This window comes from Neptuniibacter sp. SY11_33, from assembly GCF_047778025.1.
Lineage (GTDB): Bacteria > Pseudomonadota > Gammaproteobacteria > Pseudomonadales > Balneatricaceae > Neptuniibacter.
In genome coordinates this window covers 3,113,383-3,136,215 of record NZ_CP180543.1, presented here as the reverse complement: position 1 = coordinate 3,136,215, position 22,833 = coordinate 3,113,383, and the positions used below count along the sequence as shown (strand labels likewise).

Here is a 22,833-nt window from a genome sequence, read left to right as displayed (position 1 = left end):
ATAGGTGAGAGAGGTGAGTTATGAGTGATATGGCGCGTGAATCAATGGAGTTTGATGTAGTCATTGTTGGAGCTGGCCCTGCTGGATTATCAACAGCCTGCCGTTTGATGCAGCAAGCGCAAGAGGCGGAAAAAGAGCTAACTGTATGTGTTGTAGAAAAAGGTTCTGAAGTTGGGGCGCATATTTTATCGGGCGCAGTCATTGAGTCTCGCGCTCTAGATGAGCTGTTTCCTGATTGGAAAGCACAAGGTGCACCGTTAAATACGCCGGTGACTGAAGATCAGATCTTTATGCTCAAAGATGAGGTAAAGGCGACCCAAGTGCCTAATATGCTGGTCCCTAAAACAATGCATAACAACGGTAACTACATTGTTAGTTTGGGTAACTTATGTCGTTGGTTGGCTGAGCAGGCAGAACAACTTGGCGTTGAAATCTTCCCGGGCTTTGCCGCAGCAGAAGTTCTCTATCATGAAGATGGCAGCGTTAAAGGTGTCGCTACAGGCGATATGGGCCTTACTGAAGCTGGTGAACAAAAAGACAGCTATATGCCCGGTATGGAGCTGCATGCTAAATACACGGTGTTCTCAGAAGGCTGTCGTGGGCATTTAGGTAAAGAGCTTATAGAGCGCTTTGATTTGGCAGCAGATGCCGATGCTCAACATTATGGCTTGGGTATAAAAGAGCTGTGGGATATTGATCCTGATAAGCATAAGCCCGGTTTAGTTGTGCATGGTTCAGGCTGGCCATTGAGTGATGGCGCGAGTGGCGGTTTCTTCCTCTATCACACAGAGGGTAATCAAGTCGTTGTGGGCTTGATTATCGATCTGAACTACTCCAATCCATATTTAAGCCCGTTTGATGAGTTCCAGCGTATGAAACATCATCCCGTTTTAAAACAGTACCTAGAAGGCGGTAAGCGAGTTTCCTATGGTGCTAGGGCGATCACGAAAGGCGGCTTTAATGCCCTGCCTAAAATGACCTTCCCGGGTGGCATCATTGCTGGTTGTAATGCCGGTACGCTTAACTTTTCTAAGATTAAGGGTACGCATACGGCAATGAAGTCGGGCATGTTGGCTGCAGAAGCGATTTTCGATGAGCTAACTCAGTCGGGTGAGGGTGGTAAAGAGCTGAGCGGTTATCCGCAGAAGTTTGAATCCTCTTGGTTGTATGACGAGTTATTCCGCTCACGTAACTTTGGCCCAGCGATGCATAAGTTTGGTCCGTTGTTAGGTGGTGCTTTTAACTACATCGATCAGAATATCTTTGGCGGCAAAATTCCGTTTACGCTGCACGATACTCATGCAGACTACGCACAACTGAAACCTGCCTCTGAGTGTAAAGAGATTAGTTATCCAAAACCGGATGGTGAAATAAGCTTTGATAAGCTAAGTTCAGTGTTCCTCTCCAATACTAACCATGAAGAAGATCAGCCTTGTCATCTTCAGCTGCAAGATGAAAGCATTCCTTTAGGTTCAAACCTATCGACTTATGCCGAACCTGCGCAGCGATATTGCCCTGCGGGAGTGTATGAAGTGGTTGAGGATGAACAGGGACAAAGATTCCAAATAAACTCGCAAAATTGTCTACACTGTAAGACCTGCGATATTAAAGATCCGGCCCAAAACATTAAGTGGGTAGTTCCAGAAGGTATGGGCGGACCGAATTATCCAAATATGTAGTTTGTAGAAATCCGGTGAGGCGTGTTTATCCGGTTGTTTTTTAATCGTTTCTGGTTAATCTTTAGTCGAATTTCCAGAAACTGAAAAAACTTTGAAAAATAATCAGTTTTTTTGAAAAAACAGTACGTAATTAGTTGACACAAAAACTCATTACGATAATATACGCGCCGTTCCTGCGGAGGGATGGCTGAGTGGTCGAAAGCACTGGTCTTGAAAACCAGCGGTCCGAGAGGGCCCTAGGGTTCGAATCCCTATCCCTCCGCCATTTACTGGAACAGCAGTTCCCTGATAGCTCAGTTGGTAGAGCAGTAGACTGTTAATCTATTGGTCGCTGGTTCGAGTCCAGCTCAGGGAGCCATCTTAAGAGTTGGGTCGTTAGCTCAGTCGGTAGAGCAGTTGGCTTTTAACCAATTGGTCATAGGTTCGAATCCTATACGACCCACCACTCTTAAACTTCTTTAGCGAAATTCTTTCGCAATCTTATGTGGGTCGTTAGCTCAGTCGGTAGAGCAGTTGGCTTTTAACCAATTGGTCATAGGTTCGAATCCTATACGACCCACCACTTTCCTTAATTTTTACACAGTTTTTACTTGCTATAAGCAAGATAGTTGCGCCTTTCTGTCATATAGGATGAGAACCGTCAAAGGTTCGACTCGGAAGGCGAAGCCTGTAGAGAGCAGCGAAGCCCGCGACGCTGGCCCGCAGGGCGTTAGTAATCCTATACGACCCACCACTTTAAGAATCCAGCCATGAGCTGGTTTTTTTATGCCTGAAATTCAGCACGGCTTCGCCGCTTAGGACGCCACTTCGTGGCTAGAGAACGCAGCTGCGCTGATAGAGGACGGCTGCGCCTAGAGATCGCTTCGCTCGCTAGTTGTTAGAAAAACCTTTACTAGCTATTCCTACGCAAACTTAAAATCTTGTCTAGCTAGTAGCCACTAGCCACTGACCTTAAATTTACTGAACTATTGATCCAGCTCGGACTCTATTTCTTGAATAGCTGCTAAAGTTAGTGAGTGGTTTCTATACAGTTGTTTCTTTAGAGGGTTTTATGTTGCATCCCGACCAGTGGGTAATCGAGGAAAAGGATGATCTGGTGCCATTGGATAAGTGGCAGAAAACAGTGGATGTGATGGCGCGTATCTTTCAAGCACCTGCGGGCTTTATCGTTCAGTATCGGCCGAAAGGCTATCAGGTCGTGATTGCCAGCGATCAGGAATCGAATCCATACCCAGCGGGAGTAGAGATTACGCCTGATACCAATATCTTTTGTAAAAAAGTGGTGCAGGAAGGACAAGCGCTTTATGTAAATAATGCGCAAGCTGATCCTACTTGGGATACCAACCCCGAAGTCGCTGATGATGGTTTTAGCTCCTACCTAGGTTTGCCGGTGCAGTGGCCATCGGGTGAGCCGTTTGGAACCATCTGTGTCATGGATTTCGAAACCACCGATTACCGCTCTGAATACTTAGATCTGGTGAGTGAATTTAGGGATCTAATCGAAGCAGATCTACGCTTACTTTCTCAGTATGAAGAAATTTCCAATCTCGCAATGACAGATGAGCTAACAGGGCTCTATAACCGTCGTGGTTTTATGTCAGTGGCAACACATTATTCGGTGCTCGCTAAGCGCACTGGAATGGCCTTGGGCTTGCTCTATTTGGATTTAGATGACCTTAAAGGGATAAATGATCAGCAGGGTCATAGCTCGGGCGATCAGGCGCTTAAACACCTGGCAGAAGCTATCCGAGGCGCTATAAGAGAGAATGATATCTCTGCGCGTATGTCAGGTGATGAGTTCGTCGTACTTGCAGCAGCCGAAACGCAGGCAGACTTAGATAAAATTGCCGAACGTATCAATCAAGGTCTTAAGAAAAACAATCTTAGTGTCAGCATTGGCAGTGTGATGCTAAAGGGTAATCAAGCGATTGAGTATTGGTTGGAGCAGGCTGATAGTCGGATGTATCAGGAGAAGGGCGGCTAGGTATTAGTTGCTAGGAAAGGACGCCGCTTCGCGGCTAGAGATTGGCCTCGCCTAGAGAAAAATCGTTATTACTGGGGAGTTCTGTCTGATTTCTATAGTTTTTATTTGCCGTTGTGTAGGCTTTATTAGGTTCATAGCGCGCTTTTAAGAAGGTTTTATTATCAATTTGTTGGTGACTTGTGCCCCTTAGCTATTGAGGGTAAAAGTAAATAATGTGGTTATATTTATCTTAAAGTTGTTATAGGCCTATTTCATATGGGTACTGATCCTAAGTCCCTCTCATCAAGCTTGAATGATATCGATGGATCGATTCTTAGCTATATAAATGATCCGGTTTCTATTGTAGATCAGCATTATATTTATCGTGCAGTGAGTCGTGGCTATGAGCTTTTGTTTCAGCGGCCTGCTTCGGAGATTATAGGTACTCACGTTAGGGATCTTCATGGTGAGGAAGTCTTCAACGGATTTTTGAAGCCTGCATTAGATAGAACGTTGGCTGGGGAGTCCTTTGAATTTCAATTTTCTAGACCAGACCCTGAAGGTAATCTCCTACATATTCATAGCAAACACTCCGTTTATAGTGGTCCTTTAACGGAAGGCTTGGGTGTGGCAGTGGTAGCTCGAGATATAACTGAGCTAGTGAACGCAACTCAAAAACTGGAAGCGGAACGGGCACTTCTAAAAAAAGAACGAGCTCTGCTGAAGAACATTATTAACACTCTACCAGACTTTATCTTTGCCAAAGATAATGAAGGTGTGTATCAGGTAGTGAATCGCAGTTTTGAGGAGTTCATTAATAAGCCTTCGAATGAAATCTTAGGAAAAACAGATGCAGATCTTATGTCCAAGGAGTCTGCAGGCTATGTTCGAAGTATAGATGCTCAGGTTCTGAAGACTGGGGAGGCTCACAGGGATGATGAATGGGTTACCTATGAGGATGGTAGACGTCGACTACTAGATATGCATAAGCTGCCGTTAGTAAATGAAAGCGGTGAAGTAAATGGGGTTTTGGGCATTGGAACCAACGTTACCTTTGAAAGTCAGGCCGAGCAGAATCGTCAAATAGCTTCGGTATTCTTCGAGGTGACCAATAACCCCTGTTTTATTCTAAATACTCAGTCTGAAGTTTTAGCTGCAAATTCAGCGGCTCAGAGGGCATTTGATTTAGATGAGAAGCCAGAGGGTTCCGTATTTGATTATTTTTTTGATGCTGCAGGTGGCAAGTGCAGCCTTGAAGAGTGCTTAGGAACTAACCACTATTGGAGCGGAGAGCTCTGTGACAACAAGAATAGTACTTACTTTGCTTCGCTTCATAAGGTTGCGGCCCAATCTAAACTAGCTGATCGATTTGTCTTGGTTTTTCAAAACCCAGAAGATCACACTCAGGTAGCTCAGGAGTTGCTGACAAAAGCTTATGAGGATCCCCTTACTAAGCTGCCAAATAGAAGGCTATTCTTTTCAAAATTAGAGAGTGCTCTAATTCGCGCCGAGCGTCAGTTGAAAAAGATAGCGGTACTGTATATTGATCTTAATAGCTTCAAGCCTATAAATGATAATTTTGGGCATGAGGTTGGAGATAAGGTCTTAATTGAGTTAGCTAGAATCCTGGTCTCTTGTTTAAGAAAAACAGATATTGTTGCTCGAATTGGCGGTGATGAGTTTGCTGCGCTGGTCGATACAAACTCCATGGAAGAAGCTAATTTCATTGTCAATAAGATCCACCAGGCCATAGAAAACTCGTTCTTTGTAGAGCAACTATCTAGTCGTAAAGTAAGTGTCAGTATTGGAGTCAGTTGTTTTCCGGATGATGCAGGTGCAGCTGAAGAGCTTTTACGTATTGCTGACCAAGATATGTATAAAGCTAAGCAGAAATTTAAGTCTCAATCTGTTTAGGACGCCGCTTCGCGGCTAGAGATTGGCTTCGCTTTTTAGGACGCCACTGCGTGGCTAGAGGACGGCTGCGCCTAGAGAAAAAGCGTTGGTGTGATTGTAGCTTCTGCTTTGTGCCAAAAGTGGGCATAAGCAAACGACCTGTAGTAAATAAACAAACTGATTATTTAGGGCTTGGCAAATTTAGTACCGATTTAGACATGTTTCTCGGTACAGCTTGCTTGTTTTGCCATAAAGAATAAGTTAAAAAAGTAAGTAAATCAGACAGATGGAAGTCTAGCGTGGTTTATACACGGACCCCCGTATATCAGTTGATATAGAGCGTGCGCGGTTTGTCACGGAAGAATCTTTGTTATTTCTAGTTTATTCCTTTCTTTTCAATTCGTTACATCTGTTTTCAAGCAAATACGGTTAGGGTAGATATACGGGCCCTCGTCTATAAAAATGTTATGCACACAAGGTTTAAGCATGGAAGTACGACCTCTAGGTCCAAAGCATTCTACTGAACGGCATGAAAGCGATATATTCGCGGTCGTAGACTCTTCTGAAGGCTTAACTGTTCTAATCGATACAGTCGATTCGTTTGGTTCCAGAAGGGAGCTTAAGGTCTACTTTGAATATGCTCGAGGTTATCGATATTTAGACGAGGGAGATCTTTTAATGTATTGAAAATCACATAAATTTATCACTCCGTATCATGTTTATGAGCTGCTTTCGGGAGGCTGGTCGAATGGAGAGAGAATTGACCCTGGACTTCTTCATGTGAGTCAAGCAGTTGAAGTTAAAGAATGGTTTATAGCTACAACAAATGGATGTCTCAATATACTAACGGACTCCGTTCCAACAGCGGAGTTTGCTGATGCATAACAAAAACATCAAAAGTCGCCTTTCGGGCTTGTACCGTCGCTGCGCTCTGACCCTTTATGTTGGGCGTTGCGCTACAAGGACATAGAAGTCGAATGAATACTTTAGTCAAAATTTTAATTGCTATTGCCATTGGGACGATGGCTACAGCGATAGGCAATCTATTCGGCTTGATACCAGAGTGTATTATTGAGCAAAGTAAAATGATTACGCTGCCAGCAATAGCCATTAGCTCCGGTGTTTTAATTGCATCTATTACCTACCTCCGCGACAAGGACTCTCAAGCATCAGATCGCCAGAGGAAAAGTGACGAAATTTACCTAAATTTGGCTAGGGATTCATTTGATGAAGTTTATGATTTATTGAAGGATAGAAATAACGACAGAATAATTTGGGTTAGGGCAGCTAGGCTTTTATTACAAACATTGGCCTTAAAAAATGACATCAAAACCCCCGATATTACTAAAGCGTATTTATTGGTAGAGGAGCAGCTAAGAACAGAACTTTATAGTGCTCTTTCGGTAAAAACTGAGAATCACAGCAATCGTCAACCATTGCCGCCACAGTTCTTCTACGGTATTGAAACCTGGGAAACCGAAGAATCCCTAGATGAGGCAGCTAAAATAGGTAGTAACAAAGTTGAAGCGCATCGTGTGGTAATAGACAAGAACCTCCCCGAGCCAGAATTAAGGCCATTATCACCGGAATCAGTAATAGCTATTTACAACTTTCTGAAATTCCCGGAAGACTATGATGATCCTTTGCTAAATGTCGACGATTGGGAAGATGACTGGCAAGATAGTCATGGAATAGAACAGGGAGCCAAGAGATTTGTTGCGCACAAGAAAAATTGTTACGTCGTTGATGGCACTCTGCACAAAAAGGGCTAACAAGGCGTGCTTCACCACTTCACTAAGCGTTAATTTCCACATTGTGTTAGCTTCAGGCGCACTAAAATTTCTTAGCTCCCTTAAAGCATAATCATCATGCAAATATTATCCACCGAAAGACTTATCCTACGCTCTTGGCGAGAATCCGATTCCCAACCTTTCTTCGAGCAAATCAATTCCGACTCTGATGTGATGGAGTATTTCCCAAGTACGCTGTCCCGTGAGGAAAGTGATGTATTGGCGATTGAACTGCAGCGTCGTATTGATGTAAACGGTTGGGGATTATGGGCTGTTGAAGAGAAAGCGTCTGGTCAGTTTATTGGTTTTGTTGGTTTGAATAGCCCTTTGATAGAGCTGCCTTGTTCTCCCTGTGTAGAAGTGGGTTGGCGGTTGAGTACAGCATTTTGGGGTAAGGGTTACGCGACTGAAGCGGCTCAGAAAGTGTTGGAGTTTGCTTTTGTCGAGTTGGGGCTTGATGAGGTGGTGTCGTTTACGGCGGTGCCTAACTTACGTTCACAAGCGGTAATGACACGTTTGGGTCTGCGGGATACGGGGAATAACTTCAATCATCCTGCTGTACCATCGGAAAGCCCACTGTACGAACATGTGTTGTTTAGAATCACGCGTGATGAGTGGGCTAAATCGCTTTAGGCTTTAGATCAAGATGAAGCGTACTCGATCTTAGTGATTTCGTACCAAACTTCGCTGCCATCCGGTTTCTCTAAGCATACTTCTTCGCCTAGCTGTTTTTTTAGAAGTAGCTTAGCGAGGGGGGAGTCCATTGAGATGTAGTCGGAGCCTGCACCTATCTCGTCAGGGCCGACGATGCGGTGGCGTTTTTCTTCATCCTCTTCATCTAACAGCGTAACCCAAGCACCGAAAAATACGGTATCGCGTTTATCTGGGGCTGGAGCACGGTCTACTACGACCATATCTTCTAAGCGTTTGGAGAGGTAACGAACGCGGCGGTCGATCTCACGCAGCTGCTTTTTGCCGTAGATATATTCTGCGTTCTCGGAGCGGTCGCCTTGAGCCGCAGCTTCTTTTACCGATTGGGTTATTTCAGGACGTTTTACCTTCCAAAGATATTTTAGCTCGTCGTTTAGCTCTTTATAGCCTTCGGCTGTAATGTATTTAGAGCTTCGAGGTTGAGGGGGGCGCCATCTTCCCATGGTGGTTTTATCTCTAATTTTTCTGTGATTTTCAGTAAAGAAGTTTAGCGTTTTGCCGATACAGTCGTCACTAGTTTCAATACTAGATTATTACTTCCGGTTGTAGATAGGCTTTATGCGTACAGAGCAGATTCAAACTCGAATAGAGGGCTATACCTCCAATCTGAGCCAAGCGGTTCAGAGTGGTAGTGGTGCGCAGTTCTCTATGTTGCTGAGTTTGATTCATTCTAACCAGCAACTGGTGAAGCCGGATGCCGTGTCTGCTGTATCGGATGCAGAGTTTCGTTTACCAGAAACTCAGTCCAAATATCCCGATCCAAATGAGTTACATGATGGTCAGGTTGTCGAGCGACTTAATATGGCGGTGCATGACGGTTTAGTGGGTGATTTTGCCTATGTTAACGGTTATCTGCATAGCCATAGCAATACGCCACGTCAGCAGCAGTTATCGTCGGATGAGTACGCTAAGGTTGCGTTGATGTCGACCGGTCAGTTGATGATCGATGAGATTGAAAGCTCCCGTTCGCAGATCCGTACGGCAGCTTAATTTAGTTCTTAATTCAGGCGTTTAAGTGCGCCACTGAATCTTTTCAGCTTCGCCCGCTTCTACTTTCCAGTATTCATCAGGGTCATCGCCATCGCTCCAGCCGCCAGCAATGCTACGCACTTGTGTGTCCATTTCTGAAGAAGCCGCATGAGCACAGTCTAAGTCTTGAGCCCAAGGGCTCTTATCCGATTTCAGCCATACGCTAGCCCATGCTTTGCCAGCTACTTTTTCGTGGATCATGACTGGAACTGAGTGATCACCGAAGCGCAGGCTTAGCTCGTGGATATTGTCTTTAGAGGAGATTATATCCAGTTGGTCGGCATGTGACTGAAGCCAATTAGTGATTGAATCAAAAGAGCGATTCTTTACGTAGATTTCGATATCAGGGTGTCGGGTGTCAGTCATGTTTGTCGTCGCTAATAAAACGGATGATGCGTAGTACGCTGAGGCTAAGGTAACCTACGGCCGCAAGTATGATCCCTGCCACTATGATGATCAAGCCAATCAGGGCAAGAATCTCTTGAGCTACTGAACTTTTCAATGCAAATTCGGCGGCGCCTAGGATAAGCACACCGACAAAGAATGCGACAAAGCCGATGCCAAAGATCACTAAGTTTTGGCGTTGGTTGTCGGCTCTATGTTTTAGCCAGCGTTTTAGGGTTTGCTTCATAAGCGGGTAAATACACCCAAGTTAACATCTAGGGTTAGGTCTAGCTGTTCTTGGTCGATGATCTTTTGTTGTGCTTCAGCTTTGAGGCGCTGGCCGTGCGGGGTCATCGCTAATAGGGTGCTGATCTGCTCTGAGCTATTGAGTGTAAATTGGTAGTTAACCGTCACTTGCTTAGATAACTCGAACTGCTCTTGTAGCGTTTCAACTGGGTTGAAGTGGCTCTCTCTAATCTCACTGTAGATCAGTTTGCGTAGTTCGATCAGATGCTCTGCACCCGGCCAAGCAACAATTAAGCTGCTGCCGACTTTCATTGGCTTAGCCAGTGCTTCAGGCATTAAGCGGCTAAAGAGTACCAGTTGTAGATCCAGTGATTGATCTGGTACTGGTGTATCAGCACCGGAAGCGACTAACCATTGAATCTCTTTAGTGCGAGTGCAGGCTGCTTTTACCGCGTGTTTGGAGATGTCTAAGCCTGTAAGCTCAATTGATTGATCGTTGGCTAACAGGTGCTGGTGGATGCGGTCTGTGTAATAACCTTCGCCGCAGCCCATATCTAGAATGCCAGCGTTCTCTGTGCCTTTTACTTCGTCTAAAGCAAGCTTATTGATCTGGTCGGAGAGTGCTTGGTAGTGGCCGCCATCTAAAAACTGACGGCGAGCCTGTACCATCTCTGTATTGTCACCCGGATCTTTAGAGCGCTTTTTGTGGGCCAGTAATAGATTCCAATAGCCCTGACGTGCTGCATCGAAACTGTGATTGTTCTCGCAGCGCATATTTTTGCCCTGCTGTTCCAGCAAGGATTTACAAACAGGGCAAGTGAGTTGCATGACTAGTCCTTAACTAGCAGGCGAGCCATAACGTTTTCGTAAAGATTAGATAGAGTATCTAGATCTTTGCAACTGATGCGCTCATTCACTTTGTGGATTGTCGCATTGATTGGTCCAAGCTCAACCACTTGTGCGCCTGTTGGAGCGATAAAGCGGCCATCAGAAGTACCACCGGACGTGGATAGTTCAGTGTCCTGACCTGTGATTGCTTTAATCGACTGCTGGCATGCTTCTACCAGATTACCTTCAGCGGTAAGGAATGGATTTCCAGATAGTGTCCAATCGATGTCCCATTCTAGATTGTGCTTGTCTAGGATATCGCGCACACGGGTTTTTAGTTCATCCGCTGTTACTTCTGTGGAGAAGCGGAAGTTGAACATGATATCCACATGACCAGGTACAACGTTGGTTACGCCTGTACCACCGTTGATATTAGAGATCTGGAAGCTTGTTGGTGGGAAAAAGTCGTTGCCTTCATCCCAAACTTCAGCCGCTAGTTCTGCTAATGCAGGCGCTGCCATGTGAATCGGATTCTTAACTAGGTGCGGGTAAGCAACGTGACCTTGGACACCGCGAACAGTCAGCGCACCGCCTAGCGAGCCGCGACGACCGTTCTTAATTACATCGCCTACGTGCTCAGTACTGGACGGTTCACCAACGATACACCAAGTGATCTTTTCGTTACGTGATTCAAGGTGGTCAATTACACGGGTTGTACCGTTCACCCAAGGGCCTTCTTCGTCACTGGTAATCAGTAGCGCGATAGAACCATCATGATCTGGGTGGTGTTCTACAAAGCGTTCTAGCGCCGTAACAAACGCCGCTAGGCTACCTTTCATATCTGCCGCACCGCGACCGCAAAGCATACCTTGTTCGATATGTGCTTCGAATGGTGGGAACTCCCAGCGCTCTTCAGGGCCGGAAGGAACAACGTCAGTATGACCTGCAAAGCAGAAAACTGGACCAGAATCGCCACGGCGAGCCCAGAAATTAGATACCTCTTCAAATTGAAGGCGCTCAATCTTAAAGCCAAGTGCTTCTAAGCGTTCAATCATGAGATCCTGACAGCCTGCGTCTTCAGGTGTTACAGAGCGGCGGCTGATAAGGTCTTTGGCCAATTCAATTGTTGGAGAGAGGTGCTGAGTCATAGTGAGGTTCCGCTAGGGTATGAAAAGAAGGCGCGTCGATAGACGCGCCAGAGTGTGTATCGTCGAGCTATCAATTATGTTTGTGTAGCTCTTCGTTCAACTCAATCGCAGACTTGTTAGTCTTAACTTCGATGCGACCGTTCTGAGAGTTACGACGGAACAATAGGTCTGGCTTGCCAGCAAGGTCAGCAGCTTTAACCGTGCTAACTTCGTTGTTCTGATCGTCAAGGATCGTTACTTTAGAGCCAGCAGTTACGTATAGACCCGCTTCTAGCGTACAACGATCGCCTAGTGGTAGACCTAGACCAGCGTTTGCACCTAGTAGGCAGTTTTCGCCAACAGAGATCACAACGTTGTTACCGCCAGATAGTGTACCCATAGTAGAGCAGCCACCACCAAGGTCAGAACCGTTACCTACAACAACACCTGCAGAGATACGGCCTTCGATCATGCTTACGCCAAGCGTACCAGCGTTGAAGTTTACGAAACCTTCGTGCATTACTGTTGTGCCTTCACCTACGTGAGCACCTAGACGTACACGAGAAGCATCACCGATACGGATACCAGCTGGTACAACGTAATCAGTCATTTTCGGGAACTTATCTACAGAGTTAACTGTTAGAACGCGGCCTTGAGCGCGTGCAGCTAGCTGACGCTTTGGCAGATCGTCTAGAGATACAGCGCCTTCGTTAGTCCATGCAACGTTTGGTAGAAGACCGAAGATACCAGTCAGGTTGATACCGTGTGGCTGAACTAGACGGTGAGAAAGTAGAGAAAGCTTTAGGTAAGCTTCTGCAGTACTTGTTGGGTTCTCGTCAGACTCAAGGATGCAAAGTACTAGTGGCTGTTGGGTGCCTTCTAGGATCTCTACGATTTCAGCTTGGTCTTCAGCGCCTACAGCAAGGAATGCAGCTTCTAGATCTTTTAGCTGAGCTTCTTTGATTTCGATTGCAGCGTTGCCACCAGTGTAGCCAACTTTTTCAGCAACAGCGTTAACCATCGCATCGTCTGCGTTCAGCAGTGGTGCATTGTAATAAACTTCTAGCAGTTCGCCAGCAGAGGACTTAGTGCCTACACCCAAACCGAATGCAAAATTCGCCATGATATTCTCCAGAAATATAAAATTTAAAATTCGTTACGTTGTTGCAGCAGGCTTAACCGAAAAGCGCTGCGTATTCTGTATCTTTAAAACCTACTTTGCGTTCACTTCCGGTATCCAGAAGCGGGCGCTTGATCATTGCTGGGTGCTCCAGCATTAGCGCAATGGCAGAGGCTTCATCAATATTGTTTTTAACTTCGTCTGGCTGCTGGCGCCATGTCGTACCGCGCTTATTTAGCAGTAGTTCCCAGCCTAGCTCGTCAACCCAGGTTTTAAGCTGGGCTTCTTCTAGGCCGTTTTTGCGGTAATCGTGGAACTGGTAATCAACACCGTTCGCTTCCAGCCATTTTTTAGCTTTCTTGATTGTGTCGCAGTTAGGAATACCATACATAGTAATCATATGGGGATTAATCTCCGGCCTTAAAGTGATTCAACGTATTCGCGAATACGGTTTGCTGCTTCTACGCACTCTTCAACGGTTGCAACCAGTGCCATACGTACAAAACCAGCCCCCGGAAGGATGCCATCGGTTTCGCGAGATAGATAGCTACCCGGAAGTACAGTTACGTTTTGTGAAGCAAACAAGCCTTGTGCAAATTTGTCATCCGCAATCGGCGTTTTAACCCACAGGTAGAAACTCGCATCTGGACGTTTAACGTCTAGCACAGGTTCTAGGGTACGGATGACGCTGTCGAACTTGTGACGGTACTGGTCACGATTATCGAGTACATGATCTTCATCGTTCCATGCAGCAATAGACGCAAGCTGATGCTGAATCGGCATAGAGCAACCATGGTATGTACGGTATGACAGGAACGGTTGTAGTAGTTTCGCATCGCCCGCAACAAAACCTGAGCGCAGACCGGGTAGGTTGGAACGCTTAGACAGGCTGTGCATAACGATACAGTTTTTGTAATCGTCACGGCCAAGCTCTGCGCATGCTTGTAGAAGACCTACTGGCGCGTTCTCTTCGTCTAGGTAGATCTCGGAGTAACACTCATCAGATGCAACGATGAAGTCGTATTTGTCAGACAGCGCGATTAGCGTCTTCAATGTTTCCAGATCAGTTACTGCACCTGTTGGGTTGCTTGGAGAGCATAGGAACAATAGCTGGCAGCGCTGCCATACATCTTCAGGTACAGCGTCGTAATCAGGGATAAAGCCGTTTTCTGGCAGGCAGTTTAGGTAATATGGCTCTGCGCCAGATAGGTACGCCGCACCTTCATAGATCTGATAAAACGGGTTTGGAGATACCACCAATGCGTCAGGCGCGCGGTTAACTGCTGCTTGTGTGAAAGCGAAGATCGCTTCACGTGTACCGTTAACAGGCAGTACGTGATCGTCAGCAGTTAGCGTGTTTTCATTCAGGCTAAAGCGACTAGTACACCAGTCGGCAATTGCTTGGCGTAGCTCTGGCAAACCTTTAGTTGTAGGGTAGTTTGCCAGCTTGCCCATGTTTTCAATTAGGCACTCCGCCACAAATGGAGGTGACGGGTGTTTAGGTTCGCCGATAGAAAGTGCGATGTGCTCTTTATCCGAAGGCGGTGTTACTTCCGCTTTCAGCGCAGTCAATTTTTCAAATGGGTATGGCTGTAACAGACTCAGATCGCGATTCATACGGGTCCTTTAAGTGCCCAAGCAGGGGCTCACTAATGAAAAGATGAAGCAAAATTAGGCGCAAAATTATACCTGAGAACAGCACTAGGATTAAGACCTAATTTTTCGCCTTAAAATATAACCTTTTGTAGATTTTAGGCGGTATTTCGCAGTTTATGGCTTTGAATAGGTGTGAAGATATGATCAAACCGAACTATGCTGATGGATATCACAATAAAGGTAGGGTTTTATGACTACCGAACGACGAATATATCCTCGTATCAATACGGATCTACCTGCAGAGCTTTCCACGCAAGATGGCGTATCGGTCGATGTCACTTTAATTAACATCAGTTTGGCAGGGATGTTGGTTGAAGGTGGGCAAGATATGGACCAGTTGAAGCCGCCTATTGTTGGCGCTCCCCTAGAGATTTATGTCCATTTTGGTCTAAACAATCAGCCGGTACATTGCTTATGCCGAGTGGTTTATAACCAGCGCCAATCTCAACATTGTATGCGCTACGGCTTAGCCATCTTGAGTATTGATGACCAAGCCGCGGAAAGTTTACAGAGCTTTATTAAATCGAAACTTAACTAGTAACCTGAGGGTTAGCTTCTTTGCTAGGTTCTTCAGGTAGATCTAGGCTTTTGAGACCAAAGAACTGACGGATATTTTCGATATAGGTCAGTGTTGCAGGCACAAATAGAAGAATCAGCAATGTGCCATAAGCTAAGCCAAAGACGATGGATACCGCCATCGGGATGAGGAACTGTGCTTGCAGGGAGGTTTCAAACAGAATGGGTGTTAGGCCTGCAATAGTTGTAAGCGAGGTTAGCAGTACCGCGCGCAAACGTTGGCAGGCTGCTTCCTCTATTGCTTCTTCGATTGCTAATCCCTGTTTTCTTAATTGTTTATAGAACGTCACCAAAACGATTGAGTCATTGATGACGATACCGGATAAGCCAAAGAAGCCGAATAGGGACAAAATGGTCAAACTTAAGCCCATAACACCATGGCCTAAGATCGCGCCGGTCAGACCTAGAGGGATTGCTAGCATCACCGCGATTGGCCAGCTATAGGAAGCAAAAACCCAAGCCAGAATTATAAATATCAGAACAAGGGCGAGCAGAAGCCCGAGTTTCATATCATCCAGCGTTTCACGTTGGCTCTTATTCTTACCTTCGAAGCTTGCTTCGATACCGTATTGGCTCAAGACGTTGTCGAGTTTTCCAGCTTTGAGGTCATCAATAATCTCATCTGCATTGGCTGCGCTTTCATCTAGATCTGCAGTAACTTTGATCGAGAGTTTGCCATCCACGCGAGTTAAGGTATCTAAGCCTTGTTGCGCTCTAAAGGTAACAATATTGCTTAGCGGTGTTGTACCACCGTTAGGCAGTACTATGGGAAGCTGCTCTATGCTGCTAAGGCGATCCCTTTCCTCTTTTGGAAGCTGGATACGGACCTCAATTTCATCTCGATTATCATAGAAGTTTTGCACTTCCATGCCATCAAAGGCAGTACGTAGTTGTCGGCCGACACTGTCCATCGTCATGCCTGCGGATTTACCTGCGGGGGTTAGCGCATAGATCAACTGCGATTTGCCAAAGGGGAGATCGTCATCAATATTATTTAAGCCAACATAGCCTTTCAGTACTTCTTGCAGATCTAGAGAGCCTTGTTTAAGCACATGAATATCAGTGCCAGATAGCTTTATCTCGATCGGCTTTCCTGGTGGGCCGCTTGTACTGACATCGATAGAGAATTTCTCTACCCCTGCTGGTACTTGGATTCGGCTACGCCACTCTTTATTAAATTCAGTGGTGGAATATTTACGATAATCACCCGGATTAAATTCAACCAATAGCGATGCGAATTCATCGCCACGACTACTGGATGAGGTGGTTCTAGAGAAAGACGCATTACGTAAGCGCTGGAAGGCGACTTTAATGTTATCTCCGCCTAATGCCTTGTCCGCATCGGCTAAGGTATCGTCTAGATGCTGCACAAAGCGCTCAACTTCTGCAAAGTCAGTACCCGAAACAAACTGAACATTGGCGGTCATGACATCGCGTTCAACCGCTGGGAAAAAGGTAAATTTGATCCGCCCGCCAGAAACCAGACCTATGGCGATGATAAAAATGGCAAAGGCACTGGCGATGGTCGCACCGCGGTATTTGATCGCAAACTTAACTAGCTTACGGAAGTGGATATCTTTAAAACGATTAAAGCCTTCATCTAGTCTAATACGTAATTTTGAAGGGTGAAGGTCTTCTGCTTTCTTTATGCTGTGATGTAGGTGACCCGGCAGAATCAAGAAACATTCTACTAAGGATGCCAGAATGACACAGATCACCACCGTAGGAATATCGATAAGAATACTGCCAATATGCCCGCCAATCAGCAGTAAAGGAAGGAAGGCGGCAATGGTTGTCATGGATGAAGCCATAACCGGGGCCAACATGCGATGAGCACCGCCTATGGCTGCTTGTAATCCTGGTTCGCCTCGTTGCACGTGGGTCAGAGTGTCTTCACCGACAACAATGGCATCATCTACGATAATCCCCAACGCCATTATCAGGCCAAAGAGGCTGATCATATTGATAGTGCCGCCAATGCCATAAAGGATGGCGAGTGTGGCCATAAAAGAGACAGGGATTCCGATGGTGACCCAAAACGCTACGCGGGCATTAAGGAATAGAAATAGAATTGCGATCACCAGGATCAAGCCACCTAAGCCGTTCTTCAGCAGTAGATTGATACGCTGTTGAACTGGTTGCCAACGCTCATCATAGGTAACCATGGTGATGTTTGATGGCAGTGTCGGCCTAGTTTCCTCTAGCCATTTATTGAGAATATCCGCCGATTTAAGTGTGTCTTGATTTTCGGTTCGGCGCAGGCGAATCATGACCGCAGGTTCGCCTTTGTATTTTAAAAGGACCTGATTGTCTTTAGTGCCTAGAGAAACATCTGCGATATCACCAAGTCTGACCAATCGACCATTACTGTCGGTAATGATCGGTAGTTGGCGGAAGCCTTCAACATCTCTTTGCTGATTGAGACTACGGATCTGCCGTGAACCATCACCTTTAGCGGCGGTACCTGCTGGCAGGTCTAAGCTGCGTAGGCGGATGCTAGTGGCAACCTGCATCATTGTCATATCCAACTCATTAAGTTGGGCAGCCGGTAGCTCTATTTGAATCTGCTTTTCCGGTAGGCCGGTAAAGTCGACTTTGTTGATCCCTCTGCTTAATAGCTCTTGTTCAAAGCGCTGTGCAAAAGGACGTAGCTCTTCAAGTGAACCGTTTGAGGAGCTAAGGATTAGGCTGGCTATCTGCTCATAGCGCAGAATGCGCTGTACCAGCGGTTCGTTGATATCAGAAGGTAGCTCGCTACGGACGTTGTCTATTTTCTGTTTTACCTCATCTAAGAGGTAATCAACGTCACTATCTTCGTCTACTTCGATTCGAATCGAGGCAGAGCCTTGGATGGCGGTCGAATATAAAGTCTCGATACCGGTGAGGGATTTTAGAGATTCTTCAACAGGGAGTACGATTGAACTCTCAATATCCTCCGCAGCTGCTCCACTCCATGGAACAGAGATTGTGATGACATCGCGTTCGAACGATGGGAAAAACTGCGTGTTGAGTTTATTTAGGCCCCAAATGCCGGCCAAAATCATCAGCAGCATGAATAGGTTGGCAGCAACGCGATGACTTGCGAAAACTGCAGTGAGGTTCTGTAGTGGGCCTTGGTAGTTATTCATCTTTAGCCCCAGTTGCAGCGACTACCTCGGGCGCGTTTACGTCTTTAACTTTGAGCCCAGAAATAGCGTTCGGTAGCTGAGTCGTAATGATCTGGTCACCACTCACCAACTGAGGGCTGCGAATAAGCACAACAGCTTTGCCTTGTTGATCACTGCTGTCACCAATGCGTTCGACGTCGAGTCCTTGCATACGACCATCTTTAAGCAGGTAGATACGGTTTAAACCATAAAGTGCCATCGGTGGAAGCGCTATTGTCTGTTCTACAGCAGGTAGCGCCACAGCGATAGCTAAGGAACGGCCTGGTTCCGGCACATTCTGCTTGTCGGTAATTTTGAAGAGGGCGTCAACACCGGCACGGCCACCATCAACTTCGGCGGCGACGCGATCAAGCTTCAGCTGTAGCGTCTGCCCATCCAACTGAGCGGTTGCTTGAATGACTGAGTTTATTTCTCGATTTCGAAGATTAGCTAACACTCTATTGGGGATTTGAGCACGCACTTCTAAACGATTGGTACTGTATAGATCTAGCAGTGGATCACCGGCGCGAACTCGATCCCCTGGCGCTACATGTAAACGAGCAACACGGCCAATAAACGGTGCTTTAATGGTGGTGCGCTCAAGGTCCAGTGTTGCCGCATCTAAAAGGCTTGTAGCGCGTTTTAATTGTGACTCTAGCTGAGCTAAACGGTTGGGGTGATCAGCAATGGCTTGTTCCCGTTGAGTGACGGCTAAGGTCTGCTGGTGATAAGCACTGCGTGCACTATCCAGTTGATCCTGACTACTGACTTTGCGTTTGATCAGATTTTGGTAGCGGGTAACTGCTTTAAGGCTTAACTGTTGCAGTTTTTGCTCAATCGCTAATGATTTTTGATCAGTTTGATAACGTACTTTTTCGGCATCAATCTGTGCTTTAAAACTATCGACATCAGCTTGGCGCTGCGCGACTAACAGTTGAGCATCACTGCTGTCGAGCTGAATCAGTGCTTCATCCAAGGTGATATTTTTGCCTTCATCGGTATCAACTGCTTCAACAAAAGCTGTGACAGCTGCGGTGATATGGGTCATGCGTGGTGATTCAACTTTGCCGTACAGAACAAGGCTAGGCTGGTGGATACTGGGTTCTGCAGATATCGTTTTAACGCTCCAGACTTTCTCTTCGATCTTTTTTGAAGGCGCCTGAGGTTTGGTACTTTTAAGGAAATAGAAGACCCCGCAGGCGAAGGCAAAGATAATCAGAGGGATCAATCGCCTAATCCAAATAGATGAACTAGAGGAGGTAGTGCTGCTCATATTGTTTTCCATTGCTCAAGTGGAAATGTGACTTAGGAACATAGTAGCTGAATATGATCTACAGGTTCATCAATTGTTGCGTTTCTTTACAATTTTAGTGTGCATGCTAACTTATTGAAATTGCTTAAATCAGGAGGCCCTATGCATACGGATAGCATACGTTGTTTAAACCCTGTTGGATTTCATCAGATGGTGTATCACGAATGGGGAAGCGCGGAGAATGATCGAGTGATCGTCTGTGTGCATGGTTTAGCACGCAATAGCCGCGACTTTGATGAGCTGGCCTTGGCTTTGTCTCGCGATTATCGCGTGATCTGCCCTGATATTGTCGGGCGTGGTGAAAGCGATTGGCTGCCTGCTGGACAGGTTTATGGCATACCGCAGTATCTTAATGATATTACGGCACTTTTAGCGCGTTTAAATGTAGATAAAGTGGATTGGGTAGGCACCTCTATGGGTGGGATTATCGGCATGTGTTTAGCTGCTTTACCTAACTCGCCAATCAAACATCTGGTGCTGAATGATATTGGGGCGTTTGTGCCTGCAAGTTCTCTCAAACGCATCTCTGAGTATCTAGGTGATAAGCAGTTTCAGTCGCTTTCTGAGGTTGAAGCGTATATGCGCGATACCTATGTATCCTTTAAGTATCTGAGCGATCGACAGTGGCAGCATCTTACCAAGCATGGCTCGCGCTTGGATGAAGATAAGGTTTATCATCTTCATTATGACCCAGCTATCGCGCAAGCCACAGCAGATGCATCGTCAGAAGATATTGATCTATGGCCGGTATGGTCGGCGATTAATATCCCGCAGTTACTGATTTGGGGTGAAGAATCGGATGTCTTGCAGGAAGAAACCGTGCGTAAGATGCAGGCAAACGATAAACTAGAGCTAATCTCCATTCCGGGTATCCCTCATGTGCCATCCTTGATGGAATCTGAGCAGATTCATCAAGTGCAAAATTGGTTACGTGAACACCGTAAAGATTAATCGTAGAGGAACTATCTATGGGCGTAATAACTCGCTGGCCCCAAGATCAGTTGTGTTTGAGTTACCGTGAGCGTGAGGATGCAGTTGCTGCGGTAGAGAAGGCATTTGCTTCGACATTGGAATCGTTGAAAGTAGATATAGGTTTGGTGGACATGTTTGAGGCGATCTATGTGCCGCTAGGTGCCTGGATAACTTGTCGCAAACGCCAAAAAGATGGTCCTTTGGTTATCGGTATCAATGGCGCTCAAGGTGCTGGTAAATCGACACTATTCAATCTGTTAGAAGTCATTCTGACCGAAGGGTTTGGTTTGAAGGTTGTTGGTTTTTCTATCGACGATCTTTACAAAACCTACAATGAGCGTGTTGAACTTTCTGAAACAATCCATCCTCTGCTTCGTACCCGTGGTGTGCCTGGCACGCATGATGTTGATCTGGGTATCGAAATCTTAAACTCTCTGAAGAACAGTACCGATGAGAGTGTCACCAAGATCCCTGTGTTTGATAAATCGACCGATGACCGCTGTCAGGCGTCAGTATGGCAGGAGTGGGTTGGACCGGCCGATGTCATCGTTCTAGAAGGTTGGTGCGTAGGTGCCGACCCGCAAAAGCCGGAAGAACTGGTGGAGGCGATTAATGAATTAGAGCAGGAAAAGGACCCTAACGGAGAGTGGCGTGATTACGTGAATACTCAGTTGGCTGGCCCTTATCAGGCTTTGTACTCTATGCTTGATGTCTTGGTGATGTTGAAAGTGCCAAGTATGGATGCAGTATTTGAATGGCGTTCTCTGCAAGAGAAAAAGCTCGCAGAGCGAGTGAAATATATCTATGACACGCAGCAGCCAACCGAACATCTGCGCATCATGAATGAAGAGCAGATTAAAAGCTTTATACAGCATTACGAGCGACTGACTCGTCATATGCTAGAAGAGATGCCGCAAAGGGCAGATGTCACTCTATGCCTCAATAACAATCATAAGATCGCTGAAATTATGATTAATAACCCTCTACAGAGTTGTGGTTGAAGACAGAAATGATTTCCAAAGTTAAGTTAGGCTTTTTATCGATCCTGATGGTTACGTTAGTTGGCTGTCAGAGTGCCTATTATTCTGCAATGGAGCAGGTAGGCATCCATAAGCGCGATATATTGGTCGATCGTGTGGAAGATGCACGCGAGTCCCAAGAAGATGCGCAAGAGCAGTTTAAAGACGCTTTAGAGCAGTTTCGTTCTGTCGTGAGCTTTAATGGCGGTGAGCTGGATGCAGTCTATAACCGTCTACAAGGTGAGTATGACGACAGCGTTGCAGCGGCAGAGGATGTTACTGCACGTATCAAGAAAGTAGAACAGGTGTCTGAAGATCTATTTGAAGAGTGGGCAGAGGAGCTGACAAAGTACTCTAATCGTAAATTGAGAGATCAAAGTGCGGCTAAACTGCGCAGTACTAAAGTCCGTTATGCTGAGCTACTTCGTTCACTTAAGCGCGCTGAAAAACGTATGCCGCCGGTATTGAGTGCATTGCAGGACAATGTTCTATTCCTAAAACATAATCTTAATGCTCAAGCGATAGGTTCCCTTAAAGCTGAATATCGCGGTATCAAGAGCAATATTGATCTATTAGTACGTGATATGGAAAAAGCGATCGCGGACTCGGATCGCTTTATCAAACAGATGGAACAAGGCTAATCTTCTTTTCCTAGTCTCAGACTAGATCGGGAAGAATGTCATTGAAGCCGCACCATGAACAACACGATTTATGGTGCGGTTTGTTTTATCTGCAATAACATCTGCCATCAAATCCTGCGTTCCAATCAATTTGCCTAAGATACGCTCGTAGCTGTAGTTAGTAATCCCTTCTTCTGAAATGCCATTACTTAGAATGTACAAGTTCCCTTGAGGATCTTTACGGTTATTCAGATGCCAAGCCACAGATTCCAAGTTACGAGCAGAGTTGTAGAGTTTTTGTTGATCTAATTCATCCAGAATAAAGATCTCTTTCTTGCCGTTGTAGGCTTTGTCTAGCATGCCTGTAACGCCTGCCATAAGAGCAAATACGCGATCGCCTTGATAGTTATCAGAGAACGCTAAAGGCACAGCGTCTGCACCATCTGTCTGGCCAAGTTCTGGGAATCCATCAGCTAAACGAGTGATAGGGAATAGCTGTTCCAAGCGTTTCTCAATCGTCATGCCTGGGACTTTTTGCAGCTCTTTAGGATTACGTTTATAGAGCTTGATTGTTAGATCACGGCTGAGTTTGCGTAGGGTTTTGAGGTTGATATCTGCGACCATATCGATATCGGATTTAGCTAGATTTTTAACGTCAAACGGTTTGGCATTTTTATCCATACAACCAGCGGTAAAGATAAGTACCATAGAGAGTAGCAACAGACGCATAGGATCCCTTATTGATGCGTAGTAAAGTTCCTA

22 protein-coding genes and 4 tRNA genes are annotated in these 22,833 nt (G+C 45.9%); 15 read left to right on the top strand and 11 right to left on the bottom strand.

Annotated features, from left to right (window positions below):
- Window positions 1-29: 29 nt before the first annotated feature.
- From ACMXYV_RS14845 to ACMXYV_RS14800, 10 genes are all read left to right on the top strand, one after another.
- Window positions 30-1,679 (top strand): electron transfer flavoprotein-ubiquinone oxidoreductase, encoded by a 1,650-nt coding sequence (locus tag ACMXYV_RS14845; protein WP_415891454.1) that lies wholly within the window; start codon window positions 30-32, stop codon window positions 1,677-1,679.
- Window positions 1,680-1,856: 177 nt separating this feature from the next.
- Window positions 1,857-1,944: transfer RNA gene (locus tag ACMXYV_RS14840), tRNA-Ser, on the top strand.
- Between the two features lie 17 nt (window positions 1,945-1,961).
- A tRNA-Asn gene (locus ACMXYV_RS14835) sits at window positions 1,962-2,037 on the top strand.
- Window positions 2,038-2,048: 11 nt separating this feature from the next.
- A tRNA-Lys gene (locus ACMXYV_RS14830) sits at window positions 2,049-2,124 on the top strand.
- 41 nt (window positions 2,125-2,165) lie between these two features.
- A tRNA-Lys gene (locus tag ACMXYV_RS14825) sits at window positions 2,166-2,241 on the top strand.
- Window positions 2,242-2,730: 489 nt separating this feature from the next.
- The gene (locus tag ACMXYV_RS14820) at window positions 2,731-3,663 is read left to right on the top strand and encodes a diguanylate cyclase (RefSeq protein ID WP_415889233.1); all 933 of its coding nucleotides are present in this window, start codon (window positions 2,731-2,733) and stop codon (window positions 3,661-3,663) included.
- 255 nt (window positions 3,664-3,918) lie between these two features.
- Window positions 3,919-5,556 (top strand): sensor domain-containing diguanylate cyclase, encoded by a 1,638-nt coding sequence (locus ACMXYV_RS14815; protein WP_415889232.1) that lies wholly within the window; start codon window positions 3,919-3,921, stop codon window positions 5,554-5,556.
- A gap of 465 nt (window positions 5,557-6,021) precedes the next feature.
- Window positions 6,022-6,222, top strand: a complete 201-nt coding sequence (locus tag ACMXYV_RS14810; protein WP_415889231.1) for a hypothetical protein — start codon at window positions 6,022-6,024, stop codon at window positions 6,220-6,222.
- A 290-nt stretch (window positions 6,223-6,512) separates the two neighbouring features.
- Window positions 6,513-7,307 carry a hypothetical protein gene (locus ACMXYV_RS14805; protein WP_415889230.1) on the top strand — a complete coding sequence of 265 codons (795 nt, stop codon included), beginning with the start codon at window positions 6,513-6,515 and terminating at the stop codon, window positions 7,305-7,307.
- 96 nt (window positions 7,308-7,403) lie between these two features.
- The gene (locus ACMXYV_RS14800; protein WP_415889229.1) at window positions 7,404-7,958 is read left to right on the top strand and encodes a GNAT family N-acetyltransferase; all 555 of its coding nucleotides are present in this window, start codon (window positions 7,404-7,406) and stop codon (window positions 7,956-7,958) included.
- 8 nt (window positions 7,959-7,966) lie between these two features.
- Here the strand turns inward: ACMXYV_RS14800 and greB are convergent, their stop codons facing one another.
- Window positions 7,967-8,479 carry a transcription elongation factor GreB gene (gene greB / locus ACMXYV_RS14795; RefSeq protein WP_415889228.1) on the bottom strand — a complete coding sequence of 171 codons (513 nt, stop codon included), beginning with the start codon at window positions 8,477-8,479 and terminating at the stop codon, window positions 7,967-7,969.
- Between the two features lie 115 nt (window positions 8,480-8,594).
- Between greB and ACMXYV_RS14790 the strand changes: the two genes are divergently transcribed.
- On the top strand, window positions 8,595-9,026 hold the full coding sequence (locus tag ACMXYV_RS14790; protein ID WP_415889227.1) for a hypothetical protein: 432 nt from the start codon (window positions 8,595-8,597) through the stop codon (window positions 9,024-9,026).
- Window positions 9,027-9,047: 21 nt separating this feature from the next.
- Here the strand turns inward: ACMXYV_RS14790 and ACMXYV_RS14785 are convergent, their stop codons facing one another.
- The 7 genes from ACMXYV_RS14785 to dapC all read right to left on the bottom strand — a co-directional run bounded on the left by ACMXYV_RS14785 (window position 9,048) and on the right by dapC (window position 14,387).
- On the bottom strand, window positions 9,048-9,431 hold the full coding sequence (locus tag ACMXYV_RS14785) for a hypothetical protein (protein WP_415889226.1): 384 nt from the start codon (window positions 9,429-9,431) through the stop codon (window positions 9,048-9,050).
- Window positions 9,424-9,696, bottom strand: coding sequence for a hypothetical protein (locus tag ACMXYV_RS14780; RefSeq protein WP_415889225.1), 273 nt, complete (start codon window positions 9,694-9,696; stop codon window positions 9,424-9,426). The genes ACMXYV_RS14785 and ACMXYV_RS14780 overlap by 8 nt, the downstream gene beginning before the upstream one ends.
- Complete coding sequence (locus ACMXYV_RS14775) at window positions 9,693-10,523, bottom strand: putative RNA methyltransferase (protein WP_415889224.1); 831 nt, start codon at window positions 10,521-10,523, stop codon at window positions 9,693-9,695. Before ACMXYV_RS14775 ends, ACMXYV_RS14780 begins: the two co-directional genes overlap by 4 nt.
- A 2-nt stretch (window positions 10,524-10,525) precedes the next feature.
- Window positions 10,526-11,671: a succinyl-diaminopimelate desuccinylase gene (gene dapE / locus ACMXYV_RS14770; protein ID WP_415889223.1), complete on the bottom strand. Its 1,146-nt coding sequence runs from the start codon at window positions 11,669-11,671 to the stop codon at window positions 10,526-10,528.
- A 70-nt stretch (window positions 11,672-11,741) separates the two neighbouring features.
- Window positions 11,742-12,773, bottom strand: coding sequence for a 2,3,4,5-tetrahydropyridine-2,6-dicarboxylate N-succinyltransferase (gene dapD / locus ACMXYV_RS14765; RefSeq protein WP_415889222.1), 1,032 nt, complete (start codon window positions 12,771-12,773; stop codon window positions 11,742-11,744).
- Window positions 12,774-12,825: 52 nt separating this feature from the next.
- Entirely contained in the window at window positions 12,826-13,170 is a 345-nt protein-coding gene (locus tag ACMXYV_RS14760) for an ArsC family reductase (protein ID WP_415889221.1), read from the bottom strand.
- A 20-nt stretch (window positions 13,171-13,190) separates the two neighbouring features.
- Window positions 13,191-14,387: a succinyldiaminopimelate transaminase gene (dapC, locus tag ACMXYV_RS14755; RefSeq protein WP_415889220.1), complete on the bottom strand. Its 1,197-nt coding sequence runs from the start codon at window positions 14,385-14,387 to the stop codon at window positions 13,191-13,193.
- A gap of 229 nt (window positions 14,388-14,616) precedes the next feature.
- On the opposite strand from dapC, the gene ACMXYV_RS14750 reads away from it, so the two are divergent.
- The gene (locus ACMXYV_RS14750) at window positions 14,617-14,964 is read left to right on the top strand and encodes a PilZ domain-containing protein (protein WP_415889219.1); all 348 of its coding nucleotides are present in this window, start codon (window positions 14,617-14,619) and stop codon (window positions 14,962-14,964) included.
- On the opposite strand, the gene ACMXYV_RS14745 is transcribed toward ACMXYV_RS14750, so the two are convergent.
- Both ACMXYV_RS14745 and ACMXYV_RS14740 read right to left on the bottom strand, forming a co-directional pair.
- Window positions 14,957-18,130, bottom strand: a complete 3,174-nt coding sequence (locus ACMXYV_RS14745) for an efflux RND transporter permease subunit (RefSeq protein WP_415889218.1) — start codon at window positions 18,128-18,130, stop codon at window positions 14,957-14,959. The genes ACMXYV_RS14750 and ACMXYV_RS14745 overlap by 8 nt on opposite strands.
- Window positions 18,123-19,421, bottom strand: a complete 1,299-nt coding sequence (locus ACMXYV_RS14740; RefSeq protein ID WP_415889217.1) for an efflux RND transporter periplasmic adaptor subunit — start codon at window positions 19,419-19,421, stop codon at window positions 18,123-18,125. The genes ACMXYV_RS14745 and ACMXYV_RS14740 overlap by 8 nt, the downstream gene beginning before the upstream one ends.
- 141 nt (window positions 19,422-19,562) lie before the next feature.
- Between ACMXYV_RS14740 and ACMXYV_RS14735 the strand changes: the two genes are divergently transcribed.
- From ACMXYV_RS14735 to ACMXYV_RS14725, 3 genes are read left to right on the top strand one after another with little or no spacing between them, the layout of a single operon-like run.
- Window positions 19,563-20,411, top strand: coding sequence for an alpha/beta fold hydrolase (locus ACMXYV_RS14735; protein WP_415889216.1), 849 nt, complete (start codon window positions 19,563-19,565; stop codon window positions 20,409-20,411).
- 17 nt (window positions 20,412-20,428) lie between these two features.
- The gene (locus ACMXYV_RS14730; protein ID WP_415889215.1) at window positions 20,429-21,433 is read left to right on the top strand and encodes a hypothetical protein; all 1,005 of its coding nucleotides are present in this window, start codon (window positions 20,429-20,431) and stop codon (window positions 21,431-21,433) included.
- An 8-nt stretch (window positions 21,434-21,441) separates the two neighbouring features.
- The gene (locus ACMXYV_RS14725; protein ID WP_415889214.1) at window positions 21,442-22,092 is read left to right on the top strand and encodes a DUF2959 domain-containing protein; all 651 of its coding nucleotides are present in this window, start codon (window positions 21,442-21,444) and stop codon (window positions 22,090-22,092) included.
- 21 nt (window positions 22,093-22,113) lie between these two features.
- Here ACMXYV_RS14725 and ACMXYV_RS14720 read toward each other — a convergent pair whose 3' ends face one another.
- Window positions 22,114-22,800, bottom strand: coding sequence for a hypothetical protein (locus ACMXYV_RS14720; RefSeq protein WP_415889213.1), 687 nt, complete (start codon window positions 22,798-22,800; stop codon window positions 22,114-22,116).
- Window positions 22,801-22,833 lie beyond the last annotated feature (33 nt).

What these genes read in the sequence shown, in the direction of transcription:
- ACMXYV_RS14845 (WP_415891454.1), top strand. Translation starts at nt 30, where the DNA reads ATGGCGCGTGAATCAATGGAGTTTGATGTAGTCATTGTTGGAGCTGGC.
- ACMXYV_RS14820 (WP_415889233.1), top strand. Translation starts at nt 2,731, where the DNA reads ATGTTGCATCCCGACCAGTGGGTAATCGAGGAAAAGGATGATCTGGTG.
- ACMXYV_RS14815 (WP_415889232.1), top strand. Translation starts at nt 3,919, where the DNA reads ATGGGTACTGATCCTAAGTCCCTCTCATCAAGCTTGAATGATATCGAT.
- ACMXYV_RS14810 (WP_415889231.1), top strand. Translation starts at nt 6,022, where the DNA reads ATGGAAGTACGACCTCTAGGTCCAAAGCATTCTACTGAACGGCATGAA.
- ACMXYV_RS14805 (WP_415889230.1), top strand. Translation starts at nt 6,513, where the DNA reads ATGAATACTTTAGTCAAAATTTTAATTGCTATTGCCATTGGGACGATG.
- ACMXYV_RS14800 (WP_415889229.1), top strand. Translation starts at nt 7,404, where the DNA reads ATGCAAATATTATCCACCGAAAGACTTATCCTACGCTCTTGGCGAGAA.
- greB (WP_415889228.1), bottom strand. Translation starts at nt 8,479, where the DNA reads ATGGGAAGATGGCGCCCCCCTCAACCTCGAAGCTCTAAATACATTACA.
- ACMXYV_RS14790 (WP_415889227.1), top strand. Translation starts at nt 8,595, where the DNA reads ATGCGTACAGAGCAGATTCAAACTCGAATAGAGGGCTATACCTCCAAT.
- ACMXYV_RS14785 (WP_415889226.1), bottom strand. Translation starts at nt 9,431, where the DNA reads ATGACTGACACCCGACACCCTGATATCGAAATCTACGTAAAGAATCGC.
- ACMXYV_RS14780 (WP_415889225.1), bottom strand. Translation starts at nt 9,696, where the DNA reads ATGAAGCAAACCCTAAAACGCTGGCTAAAACATAGAGCCGACAACCAA.
- ACMXYV_RS14775 (WP_415889224.1), bottom strand. Translation starts at nt 10,523, where the DNA reads ATGCAACTCACTTGCCCTGTTTGTAAATCCTTGCTGGAACAGCAGGGC.
- dapE (WP_415889223.1), bottom strand. Translation starts at nt 11,671, where the DNA reads ATGACTCAGCACCTCTCTCCAACAATTGAATTGGCCAAAGACCTTATC.
- dapD (WP_415889222.1), bottom strand. Translation starts at nt 12,773, where the DNA reads ATGGCGAATTTTGCATTCGGTTTGGGTGTAGGCACTAAGTCCTCTGCT.
- ACMXYV_RS14760 (WP_415889221.1), bottom strand. Translation starts at nt 13,170, where the DNA reads ATGATTACTATGTATGGTATTCCTAACTGCGACACAATCAAGAAAGCT.
- dapC (WP_415889220.1), bottom strand. Translation starts at nt 14,387, where the DNA reads ATGAATCGCGATCTGAGTCTGTTACAGCCATACCCATTTGAAAAATTG.
- ACMXYV_RS14750 (WP_415889219.1), top strand. Translation starts at nt 14,617, where the DNA reads ATGACTACCGAACGACGAATATATCCTCGTATCAATACGGATCTACCT.
- ACMXYV_RS14745 (WP_415889218.1), bottom strand. Translation starts at nt 18,130, where the DNA reads ATGAATAACTACCAAGGCCCACTACAGAACCTCACTGCAGTTTTCGCA.
- ACMXYV_RS14740 (WP_415889217.1), bottom strand. Translation starts at nt 19,421, where the DNA reads ATGAGCAGCACTACCTCCTCTAGTTCATCTATTTGGATTAGGCGATTG.
- ACMXYV_RS14735 (WP_415889216.1), top strand. Translation starts at nt 19,563, where the DNA reads ATGCATACGGATAGCATACGTTGTTTAAACCCTGTTGGATTTCATCAG.
- ACMXYV_RS14730 (WP_415889215.1), top strand. Translation starts at nt 20,429, where the DNA reads ATGGGCGTAATAACTCGCTGGCCCCAAGATCAGTTGTGTTTGAGTTAC.
- ACMXYV_RS14725 (WP_415889214.1), top strand. Translation starts at nt 21,442, where the DNA reads ATGATTTCCAAAGTTAAGTTAGGCTTTTTATCGATCCTGATGGTTACG.
- ACMXYV_RS14720 (WP_415889213.1), bottom strand. Translation starts at nt 22,800, where the DNA reads ATGCGTCTGTTGCTACTCTCTATGGTACTTATCTTTACCGCTGGTTGT.